Here is a 14,029-nt window from a genome sequence, read left to right on the forward strand (position 1 = left end):
CAGCTGTGAGCTCTGATAAAGAGAGGCAAAAATAAGACCGGGATTCTGATGTCCCAGTCTGTCTGCTTATTTTCCTTCTTTGAGTTCTTTTTCTTCCCTGACATCTTTTTTGTAGTAGTGTTCTGATTTGAAGTATTCGTCTTTAAGTTCAAGGATTTTCGGTGACATCAGGATGATTGCCAGTATGTTCGGCACAAGGATCATGAAGAGTGTAATATCAAGGAATGTCCAAAGTGCAGTGGCACCGCCGATTGCACCAATGATGATTGAAATGACATAAACGCTCTTCATTACTGTTCCTGCCCATAATCCGAATAAGTATTCTGCCTGTCTTGCTCCGTAGAACACAACGACAGTAATAGTGGAGAATACGAACAGTACCAGTGCAACAGATACCATTGTGCTGCCGAGTGGCCCGAAAGCTTCTCCGAATGCACGGGCTGTCAGTGCTTCTCTTACACTGCCTTCAGCCGCATCATCATGTTTCCATACCCCTGAAAGGATTACAACGAGCCCGGTCACTGTACAGATGATGATCGTATCCACCATAACTTCAATGACACCCCATAAAGCCTGCCTGACCGGATGGTCTGTCTTGGCTGCTGAATGTGCGATCGGTGATGTACCGAGTCCGGCTTCGTTGCTGTAGATGCCACGGGCGAATCCCCAGCGGATTGTTTCTGCAAGTACCGCACCTGCACCGCCGCCGAGTGCTGCCGTCGGATTGAAGGCTTCTGTAAATATCAGAGCGAATGCAGCCGGTATTTCCGTTGCATTCATAAATATTACGATAAGGCCGGCGACAACATAGAGAAGAGCCATAACAGGAACAAATATCGAGCTGACCGCTCCGATACGCTTGATGCCTCCGAATACGACAAGTCCTACAAAGAATGCGACGACGATTCCGGTAATCAGCGGGCTCAGTGAAAATGTATCTTCAATAGTGCTGGCAACAGAGTTACTCTGAACCATGATGCTTGGTATCAGCTCGATAATCAGGAATATGGCGTACCAGCCAGCGAGAATTTTTCCGATCAACGGCCATTTAATCCCATTTTTCATGTAGTAGGTCGGTCCGCCTACATATTCCCCGGCTGCGTTTTTCTCCCTGTAGTGGACACCGAGAGTAATCTCTCCAAATTTGAGTGACATCCCGAGGACCGCGATGACCCACATCCAGAATACAGCACCGGGCCCTCCGAGCATGATCGCAACAGGCACACCAACGATGTTGGCGGCACCGATTGTGGAACTGAGTGCAGTGGTCAAAGTCTGGAAAGGCGTGACAGTGCCGTCACCTTTGGTTTTCTTTCCAATTTTTCCGATGGTCTGTTTGAATATGTGAAGCGGATATCTGAACTGGAAAAACTTCAATCTGAAAGTGAGGTAGGCACTTGTCAAAAATAGAATGATTACAACTGGATACCCCCAAAGGAAATTCGATATTGCAGTGATTATTTCCATAACATGACCCCTTTTCGAATGTATGAATCCTATCCCATATCACTATCTTTTATATACCCTGATAATTAGAACTGCGTCACTTTTATTTAATGAAAAATGCTTTGATCATATTTTCGAGAAGATCAGGTGTAATTTCAAATGCACTTTTCTTATGGAGCCGTTCCGTCAGCTTGTGCGGATCCTTGCCAAACGGTCCGATATTGATGAAAGGTGCCTGAAGCTGCTGCATTTTCTCGAATGGAACAGAATATGTACGGTCCCACACAGGCGTGTTGTCCTTGTAAGTTTCCCAGCTGTCATCATGACTGTCATACGTCACATAGCTGAGATCGGAGATTCCGTTGAAATAGTGGACTTCAATCGGATTGATTGAATGATTTTCCGACAGGTGCCTCTTTGTGTACTGGACGATGTTTTTTATCAGTGCATCTTCAGACGCGTTCACTGAAGGATAGTAGGGCGGTGCGAATAAAGTTACCGTAAGCGGTACAAGTTCTTTACAGTAAGTGACCATGCGGTTCGCAATCCGCATGGATTTTCCCCTGTCGTCCAAATCTCCTCTTTCAATGTAGGCGGTGATAATCTCATCCATTTTTTTGCTGCCGATTTTTTTGAGAGTATAATCGTATAATTCCCGGTAGGTGACTGTTTTGATTTTTCCGACGGGCTTTATATTTTCCCGCCGGCAGATGATGTCGTACTGATTCTGGCATTCATCCATGGCCTCATTGACCAGATCATTGTATTTGACGAAAATGTCGTCCGCATTCTGTTTCATGGTAAAAACGTTATACAGCGAAGCCACATGATTCGAAGTCTGGGTGGAGTAGTCGTCCTTCAGATCATAGTTTTTCAAAGTGACCGGGAGCGGCGTCTTCTCTCCATACTCCTCTTCAGAGAAAGCATCGGTGAATTCCATTTTCTGATTTAAAAACGATGCCATGTAATGTGCATTCAATCCGCGCAGCGGTTCTCCCGCATGTGTTTCGATTCCGTAAAAAAGGGCAGAAGGCATGATTTTCCCGATTGAGCCTGAATATATATAGTAATTCGGATCTTCCGGCCGCTGGGTAAAACTCGGTTCGCTGTTCAGGAATAAAGAAACACGTAGACCATGCTTTTTCTTCAGGGTCTCAAGGTTTTCCACAGCCGCCCGCATGCCTGCAGAATCCACTTCTTCATCAGGTACTGTAAGGAGCAGCAGATTGACCGGCCACTTTTCTCGGATAGCTTTCTCTATCAGATGCATATGCAGGGCAATACCCATCTTCATGTCCATGGTGCCCCGGCCAAAAAGATATTCACCGGATAAAATATCATCCTGGATTTCCCTGGAGAAATCCTCTGGACTCTCTGCAAAGCGCTGTGTCAGCTCACGCGGTGAGAATGCGAGTCTGCTCTTTGATCCGAATTCTTTCGTATGTACCGTATCGAAATGACTGATCAGGACAATCGTTTTATCTGACTTTTCTGTTTTGTATAAAGCGGACAGGGCGTTTCTGTCCCTTCCTGCGTCATACAGTTCCAGGAATTCCGGATTGTTTAGAAAGTATTCCATCTTGAATAATTCATCTTTAAGCTTGTACGGAAATAACACCTCCCCCTCAGTGCCGGTCCTGCTGTCCCAGGAAACCAGCTGACAGATCAAATCCTCCAATTGCTCTTTTGTATTCCAATTCATAATAAAAATCTCCCTTTGCTCATCATATAAAGAATATACGCTATTAATTATAGAAATAAACGCAAGGGGAAGCAATTTCTATATTATTATGTATAATAATGAATAATACATTATAATTATTAGTTTAGTCAATGATTTGTTCAATGTTATTCCAGTTCAATGTATGATTTATACAAAAATTTTATGTGTAGCGTCAGTATTGATTCTCTCTGAAAATAAGATGAAGATAGTTTTTTCTGTTCGCAGAAACTCTTGTGTTATATTTAATATAAATATTCCAGGAGGTATTTACATGTCGGCAACGGAAAAGCTTTATGATGCGTATATAAATAATAAACCTTTAAAACGCGGTGTTATCGGTATTACTGATTTGGAAAAAGCATATGAAGTCCAGGATGAAGTACTTAACCTTAAGATAGAAAATGGAGAAGAGTTAAGCGGTTATAAAATCAGCCTGACGAGTAAAGAAACACAGGACATTTTCAAAAGTGACCAGCCTCTGTATGGCGCGATGACAAATCGGACAATCCTCGAATCCATTTCTCTGAGCGATTTCAATATACCACTTCTGGAGATGGAGCTTATATTCATTGTGGATGAGATTGTTTTTCCGGAGGATAACGAAGAAGACATCTTAAGAAAATGCCGGGTGGCGCCTGGGGCTGAAGTGCCGGATGGACGTTATGAAGACTGGTTCCCGAATATAGATCTGTACGAGGTCGTCTCGGATGGAGCTGTGAATGGCGCAGTGATTTTCGGGGAACCCCGGAAATTCGAGTATAAAGACCTCGATGATATTAAAGGAACATTATCATTTAACGGAGAAGTGATTAAAGAAGGCAGGTCCACAGAAGTGCTCGGACATCCGGCAAAAGCTGTAAAATGGCTCGCCAAAGCTTTATCAGAGCGCAGCAGGACACTCAATGCAGGATTGTTTGTCTCTGCAGGCACTTTCAATATCCCAGTCGAGCTGAAAGCAGGGAACTACACTGTGGAATACGAGAATATAGGAAAAGTGGAATTTGAAGTGACTGAATAGAATTCGTATCTGACTAGGGGTTCTCTCATCACGGGTATTTCAGTTATCGGATTGATGCTTTATTTCTTTACACGCAGCAGAAACTTGAAAAGCGGAAGAAAAGACAGTGGTAGTAGAAAAAATTGCAGAAGCATAAAAAATACGCAGACATTTTGTCTGCGTATTTTTGTTTCCATTAAAGTCTTACAACCCAGCCGAATGGATCTTCTTTTCTGCCATACTGGATATCAGTCAGATCATTGAACAGATCAAGTGATATTTCACCGACCTGGTTGTCATTGACGATATAGTCGACACCATGGATGTTCAGCCGGCCGACAGGGGCGATGACTGCTGCTGTTCCTGCACCGAACACTTCGGTAACTTTTCCGTTGTGAAGATCTTCTGAAAGGTCATCGATGTGGATCTTTTCTTCCTTTACCGTATATCCTTTATGCTTTGCAAGCTCGATGATGGATTTCCGTGTGATACCCGGAAGGATTGAACCGTTAAGCTCCGGTGTTACCAACTCTCCGTCTCTGACGAAGAAGATGTTCATGCTGCCGACTTCCTCGACGTATTTCTGCTCTACGCCATCCAGCCAGAGTACCTGCTCATAGCCGAGCTCATTCGCTTTCTTTTGTGCAAGCAGACTGGCTGCATAGTTGCCGCTTACTTTGGCAAAACCTACACCGCCGCGAACGGAACGCACAAAATCATCTTCAACATAGATGCTTGTCGGATTGAGCTGCGTAGCGCCGTAGTAGCCGCCGACAGGGGAAAGAATGATGCTGAACTGATACGTTTCTGATGGCCTGACGCCAAGGAAAGGTTCATCTGCGAAAACGAATGGGCGGATATAAAGGGATTGGCCTTCACCGTCCGGCACCCAGTCACGCTCCACTTTAAGCAGTTCATACAATGCATTCAATGCGTTTTCTTCGTTGATTTCCGGCATGGATAGACGGGAAAGTGACTGGTTCATCCGCTTGAAGTTTTCATCGGGGCGGAATAAAAGGATATCATCTCCCTGCCTGTAGGCTTTCAATCCTTCAAAAACGGACTGCCCGTAATGGATGGCCTGGCAGCTCGGTGACAACTGAAGGTTTTGGTAGGGAATGATGGAAGGCTCAGACCAGCCATATTCCGGTGTATATTTATTTGTAAACATATAATCGGTAAATACAGTTCCAAACTGGACAGTGGAAACATCGGGTTTATTTTTCAATTCATTGGCTTTTTCGATTTGTAGTGTTTGTGACATAACGATTCCTCCTTGGTTATTAACCTAATTGTGTGTTTTCTTCCAGACTCCTTGATTTCTGTTTGACGACGGCTCTTATATAAAGTGCTGCAGTGATAACAACAGGTATCATACCAAGGGTAAGAGAGATTTCATAATTCAAATTCATTGTTTCGGGAGCATAGAAAAAATATGTTCCGACAGCACTTGTCATGAAGAGTGCAGGAATACCTGCAATGAAGTGCGGTTTTCTCTCTTTTATCAGATAAGCTGTCGCTACCCACAGCATTGTTGCGGCAACTGTCTGGTTGGAGAAACCTAAATATCTCCACAGGAACATATAATCAATTGTTGCAAGCAGGAATGCAGGAACTGCTACACATGCTGTCATGATGAACAGTTTGGGTCTTGCTCCTACCTTAACATAATTTCCGACGGCTTCAGTTAAAATCATTCTGGATGAACGGAGTGCGGTATCGCCTGTAGTGATTGGCAGGATGACTGCGCCCAGGAAGGCGAGCAGTGCGCCTGCTGCACCGAGATAGCCAATAGAGATGGCATCGACGACTCCTGCCGGGCCACCGTTGGCCAAGGCAGCAGCCAATCCTTCAGTACCGCCGAAGAAAGTCATGCCGGCTGTCGCCCATACCAGTGCGAGGACACCTTCGGCAATCATGGCTCCGAAGAAAACCTTGCGGCCTTCAGATTCCTTTCTGACAGTTCTTGCGATGATCGGACTTTGAGTTGAATGGAAGCCGGAAATGGCACCGCATGAAATGGTTATCATGAGCAGCGGCCAGACTGGAAGTCCTTCAGGGTGTGCGGTGGATAAAGTCAGATTGGGCACCTTGGCGCCCGAGAAGAGCAGACCCCCGAATACTGCAACTGCCATGACAATTAAGACAGCGCCAAATACAGGATATATTTTTCCGATGATTTTATTGATCGGCAGTATTGCCGAGAGAACAAAGTATCCAAATATGACGACAAGAGCAACAGCGAAAGGTATCGCCCCGCCTGTTTTGAGTGAAATCAGTTCCGCCGGCCCCGCAGTGAATGCTGCAGCGACCAGAATCATGAGTACCAAAGAAACGACATAGACGAAGACTTTGACACTTTTTCCAAGGTACTTCTCTACGAGTGCAGGGAATTGTGCACCGTTATTGCGCATACTCAGCATCCCTGAGAAGTAATCATGTACTGCACCGGCAAAGATGCAGCCAAAAACAATCCAAATCAGTGCGACAGGTCCATACAATGCACCCGCCACCGCGCCAAAAACCGGGCCGAGCCCTGCGATGTTAAGCAGCTGGATCAACCAGCCCTTTATCGGATGCATTGGAATGTAATCAACACCATCTCCGCTTTTATAAGCTGGTGTTTCGTTGTTATCATCGATAACAAAAATCTTTTCAATAATTTTCCCGTAAACCATATAGCCTGCAATAAGCAGTATGATTGCGAAAATCAGTGTTAACATCCGAATGCCTCCTTTAATTAAAAATTGTTTATATCTTAACAATTTTCCGGAGAAAAATCAATGTATTTTCAGATAATTTTGATTTCATTTGTGTTACAAATGTATATATGGCATTTCAGAGAAGACAAAACCCTGTTTTTAATATATGATTTTTGTATTCAACATAGTTTAAGACAGAAATATATGTGCTATCATTGAAACGAGAATAACACTATCGGATGTGGTTGAAGTGAGTATTGTAAGAAAAAAATTATATGAAGAAATTGCAGATATCATTCTTTCGGACATCAAATCCGGAAAACTGAAGCCCGGTGACAAGCTGCCGGCGATTGCGAAGATGGCAGAATCGTATCAGGTGTCCCAGGCATCCATACGCGAGGCATTGAATAGTCTCAAAGTGCTGGATGTCATCCAGGTGAAGCACGGGCAGGGATCTTACATTAATGAACAGATGCCCCTGGGCTTTGAACAAAACTTCGAGATCATTACAAAGGCGGATATCGCAAACCTTCTGGATCTCAGAAAAATAATAGAGGTGGGCTGTGCCAGATCTGCATGCGGAAAAGCGGAGAAGCTTCATCTCGAAAAAATGAAAAATGCTCTTGAGAAAATGTGGACTGCAGTCGAGAATAATGAGCTCGGAGAGCAGGCGGACTATGATTTCCATATGGCGATTGCCGAAGCGACGGGAAATCCATTGCTCGCCAATCTGCTGGATGATGTTTCAGAAACTATGATTCGGACCATGAAGGAAACGAGAAGAATCTGGTTATATGAGGCGGAGAAATCAATACAGAAAATATATGATGAGCACAAGCTCATTTTCGAAGCTATAAAAAACAAGGACGAAGCGGCTGCAGAAAAAAATATGTTCAACCATCTAAAAGGCGTAGAAGACGTGCTGCTGACGCATTATTGAGAAATCTCATCATAGAGGTTTCTTTTTATTTTGAAAAAACATTTGACATTCAGAAAGCGATTACATAGAATGGGTGCATGACATTGAGTCATCAGATGACTATATGACAATCAAGGTATTTTTGGATCAAGGGGGCAGCATTATGCTGATATTTTTAAGTCTTTTACCGATTCTTGCTATTTTCTTCTTCCTGGTCATTCTCAGATGGTCGGCTAAAAAGGGGATGTTCTACAGTTTCATCATCACCATTCTGATCGCATTTTTCGGCTGGCAGATGGGAGTGGTTGATATTACGGCCGCTTCCTTCAAAGGTGTGCTGACAGCGCTGGAGGTCGGTGTCATCGTATTCGGGGCGGTCCTGCTGCTCAATGTATTGAAGGAAAGCGGAGCAGTGGATACTATCCGTGCTTCGTTCACCAGCATTTCTCCCGACAGGCGCGTACAGGCAATCATTGTTGCATGGCTGTTCGGCACATTTCTTGAAGGTGCTGCGGGCTGGGGGGCACCGGCAACGGTCGTGGGACCATTGCTGATCGCTCTTGGATTCCCGGCACTTGCCGCAGTCATGATTGCCCTGATGCTGCAGTCGACGCCTGTTTCCTACGGTGCGGTCGGCACACCTATTCTGGTCGGGGTGAATACGAGTCTCGAGAATAAACCGGTCGTCAATTCATTTCTCGATGCTGAAGGCATGGAGCTGTCGACGTTCGTATTCAACATCGGCGGGCAGGTGTCCATATTCCACGCGATGGTCGGTCTGTTCATACCATTATTCATGTCGGCCATGCTGACAAAGTTCTTTGGCAAAAACCGCAGTTTCCTGGAAGGGCTCAAAGTGTGGCCGTTCGCGATATTCGCAGGTCTTGCCTTTGTTATTCCATATACTCTTACTGCGAACTTCCTGGGGCCGGAATTCCCGTCCATCATCGGCGGACTGGTCGGACTGGCAATCGTCATCCCACTGGCTAGAAAAGGATTCCTTACCCCGAAAGAGACTTTCGAATTTGAACCGCGTTCCAAATGGCACCCTTCATGGATCAGCGAAATGTTTTCAGAAGCCAGGGCGCCGAAAGAGATCACTATGTTCAAAGCATGGCTTCCGTACGTACTTGTTGCGGTGCTTCTGGTGATTACCCGTATCGAAGCTCTGGGTCTGAACGCACTTATGTCGTCCTGGACGATTTCATTTGATGATATTCTTGGTACAGGAATAGAACACAGCCTGACACCACTCATGATTCCGGGAGTTGTATTCATAGTTGTGGCGGTGACCACAGGGTGGATACACAAACTCGATATGAAAGGCATGGGAGATGCATTCAGTGCATCCTGGAAGACGATACTCTCTGCGATGGCGGCGCTGATCGTCTCCGTGCCGCTCGTACAGGTGTTCATCAATTCAGGCATAAACGGTGCAGGCTATGAGTCGATGCCGCTCGTACTGGCGAATGGTGCGGCAGTGCTGTTCGGGGACAGCTGGCCACTGATATCACCGACGATCGGTGCGATGGGCGCCTTTGCGGCAGGAAGTAATACAGTAAGTAACATGATGTTTGGACTGTTCCAGTTCGGTGTCGCCGAACAGATCAATATGAATCCGCTCGTGATCGTGGCGCTCCAGGCAGTCGGCGGCGCCGCAGGCAATATGATATGCGTGCATAATGTTGTCGCTGCAAGTGCCGCTGTAGGAATGGTCGGCAAAGAGGGTACAATCATTACGAGACTTCTTATACCAACAGCATTTTACATCGTATTTGCAGGAGCCATCGGCTTTGCATGGGTGAACGGCATCGGATTCAATATCGGTTTCATCCTTGTCGTCGCTATTCTGGCATTGATTCTGATAATGATTTTACGTTCTTATAGACGTACAGAAAAAAATGTGGAAAGATAACAGGCGCACATGAATCTTAACTATATAATATATCTATTTTGAATAAATAAAATCTTGATTTTAATAAGAAAGGCGGCCCTAAAATGGACAACACTAAATCAAAAGATGTCATTCTGATCGGTGCTGGCATTTTGAGTACTACTTTCGGTTCTCTATTAAAAAATATAGAGCCCGATTGGAATATTAAACTGTTTGAAAGACTGGATAAACCGGCGATAGAAAGCTCAAACGAAAGGAATAACGCCGGAACAGGCCATGCTGCGTTATGCGAGCTGAATTATACAGTGGAGCAAAAAGATGGATCTATCGATATTGAAAAAGCCAAGGAAATAAATGAACAATTTGAGGTTTCCAAGCAGTTCTGGTCCTATTTAGTCAAAAATAAAGAAATACAAAATCCGCAGGAATTCATTCACCCGCTGCCCCATATAAGTTTTGTACAGGGTGCTGATAATGTGAATTTCCTGAAGAAGCGGTTTGAAGCACTATCTCCATTGCCGATGTTTGCGGGAATGGAATATACAGAAGATCCCGATGAACTGGAAAAGTGGATACCTTTGATGATGGCAGGACGTACACCGGATGAACCTGTTGCTGCGAGTAAAATAGACGAGGGCACTGATGTCAATTTCGGAGAACTCACCCGGAAACTTGCAAAAAACATCAGTGAACATGATAACGCAGAAGTCCATTACAATCATGAAGTGCTAGATTTCAAAAGAAGAAGAGATCATAAATGGGAGGTCAAGGTCCGGAGTACTGAAGATGAAAGGATTGAATATCATGTAGCGGATTATATCTTCATCGGTGCCGGCGGCAATGCAATCCCGATGCTGCAGAAGACAGGTATTCCCGAAAGCAAGCATCTTGGCGGCTTCCCGATAAGCGGCGCATTCCTAGTCTGCAACAATCCGGAAGTGGTTAACCAGCATGGGGCCAAAGTTTACGGGAAAGAGCCGCCAAACACACCGCCTATGACCGTGCCGCACCTGGACAGACGCTATATCCAGGGAGAGAAGAGTTTATTATTCGGTCCGTTTGCGGCAATAGGTCCCAAATTCCTGAAAAACGGTTCCAATATGGACCTTATCAAATCCATCAATCCGAGCAATGTATTCACTATGCTCTATGCCGGCATCAAGAACATGCCGCTGGTCAAATACTCCATACAGCAGGTGATGATGGACAAAGAGAACCGCATGAAGGAGCTGCGAAAATTCGTTCCTGACGCCAAAGATGAAGATTGGGATCTGCACGTAGCCGGGAAACGTGTGCAGGTGATCAAAGACACAGAAGAATACGGAAAAGGATTCATCCAGTTTGGAACAGAAGCCGTCAATTCCGCAGATAATTCAGTCATGGCTTTATTGGGAGAATCTCCAGGTGCTTCTACATCTGTATCTGTTGCGCTGGAAGTCATTGAAAAGAACTTCCCACATTATAAAGAGAAATGGGAGCCTAAAATAAAAGAAATGATACCTTCATACGGAGAATCTCTAATAGAAGACAGCGTGCTGTTGAAAGAAATCCGTGAAGCGACTTCCAGGGAGCTAGATTTAGAATAGATTTTCGGACGATTATAATTTTCGTGAAAGAATCCGCACATAATTACTGCTCAGCCCCCCAACCTATAAAAAGACACTGATGCTTTTAAAAAGCATCCAGTGTCTTTTTATAATGCAAATGCAGTTTGACGAGAAGATGGCAAAATCACTTGTCTCTAAAGCAGGAGTAAGCGCATAATGGATATAATGATTAAATATTCTGGAAACTGCAAGAAAGGATGAGTTTCAGTGGCTGAATATAAAGCGCGTCATCAAGTAAAGAGATGGATTACTTTGATTTCTGCTACTGTCCTCTTCCTGGCAGTCCTCTTTCTATTGCCCGAATCCATTGACTGGTCAGCGAGAAGCACGATCTCTATTATGTTATATGCTTTGATATTATGGGCGTTCGCTCCAATTCCTATTGGTCTGACGTCTGTATTTGTCCTCATGCTGCTCCTTCTTTTGAAACCAGTCGGTATGGAAACTGTTTTCAGCGGTTTCGCTTCTCCGGCGATTTTCCTGATCATCGGAGGAATGATGATGGCGATTGGCGTGAATCATACACTTCTTATCAAACGGATGACGTATTCCCTCTTAGCTGTCATGGGGAAGTCGACAAAGGGCATCTATATCGGCTTTACCATCCTTATGCAGATTCAGGCGTTTTTCATACCGGCAACAGCGGTCCGTGCGACTCTGATGATGCCGATCGTTTCAAATATAATAGAAGAAACCGGAGTCAGTAAGAATTCGAACTTCAGCAAACTGATGTATATCGGATCTGCTTTCGGCGGCAATATTAGTGGTGTGGCGGTACTGACAGCTGCGATCGGAAATATTCTGGCTGTCGAGATCTTGAGACTCTATGCGGATGTGTCCATCTCCTATCTGCAGTGGTTCATATATACGGCGCCGATATGGATTCTGCTTGTCATTGTCGTCATGTACATCGTGTGGAAGTGTTATCCGCCCGAGGTGGAAACATTCGAGAATCTCCATAAAGAAATGAAGAATAAAAATAATGAACTTGGAAAGCTCACACTGGATGAAAAGAAGTGCATGGCAATACTTGGCTTTACTATCATCCTCTGGTTTACGGAATCTCTGCACGGCTATCATCCGACGTTTGCAGCATTGCTTGCAGTTATATTGATGGCACTGCCTGGAACGGGTTTCATTGAATGGAGGAAGCTTCTGGATGTGAATTTCGGTATGATACTTCTTTTGGGTGCGACGTTATCCCTGGGGTATTCATTGATAGAATCAGGGGCGATCGATCTGCTTGAAACACTGGTATCGCCGCAGGGTGTCATTGATGTGTTCAGTAATCCGTGGCTGGCGATTCCGATTGTAATCATTCTGTCGCAAGTCTATCACCTTGGCGTGACGAATGTCTCGACTGCAGTGATTACAATGCTGCCGGTACTCATCAGCCTTTCCGTCCAGGCTGGTCTGGATCCTGTCGTCATGTCCGTCACTTCTGCGGTTTCTCTCCTTCTCGGCTTTCTGCTGGTGGTGGAAACGATGCCGAACGTCGTCGCCCACAGCACTGGCCGGGTGACTCAGAAAGATTTTCTTTGGCCGGGAATATTGGCAACATTGGCCAGCATAGTTATTATGGTTTTAGTGGCGTATACTTATTGGAGATGGATCGGTTTTTGGCCTTAGAATATAATGATATGGGAGGATACATATGAAAAAGATAAAGCTTGCGGTGATACCCGGAGACGGAATCGGCAGGGAAGTTGTACCGGCATCTTTGAAAGTACTGGATAGGATTGCGGGCCTCCATGGCGGTCTGAAATTTGAGTATGAGCATTTTGATTATGGCTGCGACTACTATTTAAAGCATGGAGACATGATGGCGGAAGACGGTATGGAAAGACTCGGCCAGTCGGATAGTGTGTTCCTCGGGGCTGTAGGAGACGCTTCCAAAGTGCCGGATCATATATCCCTTTGGGGACTGCTCCTCAAAATCAGGAGGGAATTTCAGCTAGAGATAAACGTCAGACCGGCGAAAGTGTTCGGCGGCATAAAGTCCCCGCTTGCGAACCCTGAAGATTTCGATATCATGGTAGTGCGTGAAAACAGCGAGGGGGAATACAGTTCTGTCGGCGGCCGCATGTTTCAGGGCGATGATGAAATCGCCATTCAAAACAATGTATTCTCAAAACGTGCCACAAAACAGGCGATGGAACATGCTTTTGAATTGGCAAAATCCAGGAGCGGACATGTAACCAGTGCGACAAAATCCAATGGTATCTTCCATTCCATGCCGTTTTGGGATGAGGTTTTCAGGGAAACGGCGGCTGGACATCAAAGGATAGAAACAACATCCACGCACATAGATGCATTGGCTGCGTCTTTTGTCACTCATCCGGAACGTTATGATGTTGTGGTGGCGAGCAATTTATTCGGAGATATATTAACAGATGTGGGGGCGGCGATCATGGGAAGTATCGGCATAGCGCCGTCGGCGAATTTGAATTTGAATGGCAAACATCCATCCATGTTCGAACCGGTCCATGGATCGGCACCGGATATTGTGGGGAAAGGCATTGCCAACCCCATCGGACAGCTTTGGACAGCAAAAATGCTGCTCGATCACCACGGGGAGGAGGAGATGGGCAGCCTGTTGCTTGATACGATGGAAAGCGTGACGGCAGATGGCTTCCTGACTCCTGACGTCGGCGGCTGCCATACGATGGATGAAGTGGTGCAACAAATACTTTCGAGACTGCAGAAATAGAATAGGTGAAGGCATCCGCATATATCCCGGA

At 45.3% G+C, this 14,029-nt stretch carries 10 protein-coding genes; 6 read left to right on the forward strand and 4 right to left on the reverse strand.

Annotated features, from left to right (window positions below):
- Window positions 1-66: 66 nt before the first annotated feature.
- Both BM271_RS05785 and BM271_RS05790 read right to left on the reverse strand, forming a co-directional pair.
- The gene (locus tag BM271_RS05785) at window positions 67-1,467 is read right to left on the reverse strand and encodes an alanine/glycine:cation symporter family protein (RefSeq protein WP_046791080.1); all 1,401 of its coding nucleotides are present in this window, start codon (window positions 1,465-1,467) and stop codon (window positions 67-69) included.
- 82 nt (window positions 1,468-1,549) lie between these two features.
- Complete coding sequence (locus BM271_RS05790; protein WP_046791079.1) at window positions 1,550-3,148, reverse strand: M20/M25/M40 family metallo-hydrolase; 1,599 nt, start codon at window positions 3,146-3,148, stop codon at window positions 1,550-1,552.
- Between the two features lie 292 nt (window positions 3,149-3,440).
- On the opposite strand from BM271_RS05790, the gene BM271_RS05795 reads away from it, so the two are divergent.
- Window positions 3,441-4,187 (forward strand): 2-keto-4-pentenoate hydratase, encoded by a 747-nt coding sequence (locus tag BM271_RS05795; RefSeq protein WP_046791078.1) that lies wholly within the window; start codon window positions 3,441-3,443, stop codon window positions 4,185-4,187.
- 175 nt (window positions 4,188-4,362) lie between these two features.
- Here the strand turns inward: BM271_RS05795 and BM271_RS05800 are convergent, their stop codons facing one another.
- Together BM271_RS05800 and BM271_RS05805 are read right to left on the reverse strand one after the other, a co-directional pair.
- Window positions 4,363-5,430, reverse strand: coding sequence for a branched-chain amino acid aminotransferase (locus BM271_RS05800; protein WP_046791077.1), 1,068 nt, complete (start codon window positions 5,428-5,430; stop codon window positions 4,363-4,365).
- Window positions 5,431-5,449: 19 nt separating this feature from the next.
- Window positions 5,450-6,889, reverse strand: a complete 1,440-nt coding sequence (locus tag BM271_RS05805) for a carbon starvation CstA family protein (protein WP_046791076.1) — start codon at window positions 6,887-6,889, stop codon at window positions 5,450-5,452.
- 229 nt (window positions 6,890-7,118) lie between these two features.
- On the opposite strand from BM271_RS05805, the gene BM271_RS05810 reads away from it, so the two are divergent.
- From BM271_RS05810 to BM271_RS05830, 5 genes are all read left to right on the forward strand, one after another.
- On the forward strand, window positions 7,119-7,808 hold the full coding sequence (locus BM271_RS05810; protein ID WP_052749910.1) for a FadR/GntR family transcriptional regulator: 690 nt from the start codon (window positions 7,119-7,121) through the stop codon (window positions 7,806-7,808).
- Between the two features lie 142 nt (window positions 7,809-7,950).
- Window positions 7,951-9,702, forward strand: a complete 1,752-nt coding sequence (locus BM271_RS05815; RefSeq protein ID WP_082103698.1) for an L-lactate permease — start codon at window positions 7,951-7,953, stop codon at window positions 9,700-9,702.
- Between the two features lie 83 nt (window positions 9,703-9,785).
- Window positions 9,786-11,267 carry a malate dehydrogenase (quinone) gene (mqo, locus tag BM271_RS05820; RefSeq protein ID WP_046791073.1) on the forward strand — a complete coding sequence of 494 codons (1,482 nt, stop codon included), beginning with the start codon at window positions 9,786-9,788 and terminating at the stop codon, window positions 11,265-11,267.
- Window positions 11,268-11,495: 228 nt separating this feature from the next.
- Window positions 11,496-12,917: an SLC13 family permease gene (locus tag BM271_RS05825; RefSeq protein WP_046791072.1), complete on the forward strand. Its 1,422-nt coding sequence runs from the start codon at window positions 11,496-11,498 to the stop codon at window positions 12,915-12,917.
- A 25-nt stretch (window positions 12,918-12,942) separates the two neighbouring features.
- Window positions 12,943-13,998 (forward strand): tartrate dehydrogenase, encoded by a 1,056-nt coding sequence (locus tag BM271_RS05830; protein WP_046791071.1) that lies wholly within the window; start codon window positions 12,943-12,945, stop codon window positions 13,996-13,998.
- Window positions 13,999-14,029 lie beyond the last annotated feature (31 nt).

It is taken from the genome of Salinicoccus halodurans (assembly GCF_900114445.1).
Classification (GTDB): domain Bacteria; phylum Bacillota; class Bacilli; order Staphylococcales; family Salinicoccaceae; genus Salinicoccus; species Salinicoccus halodurans.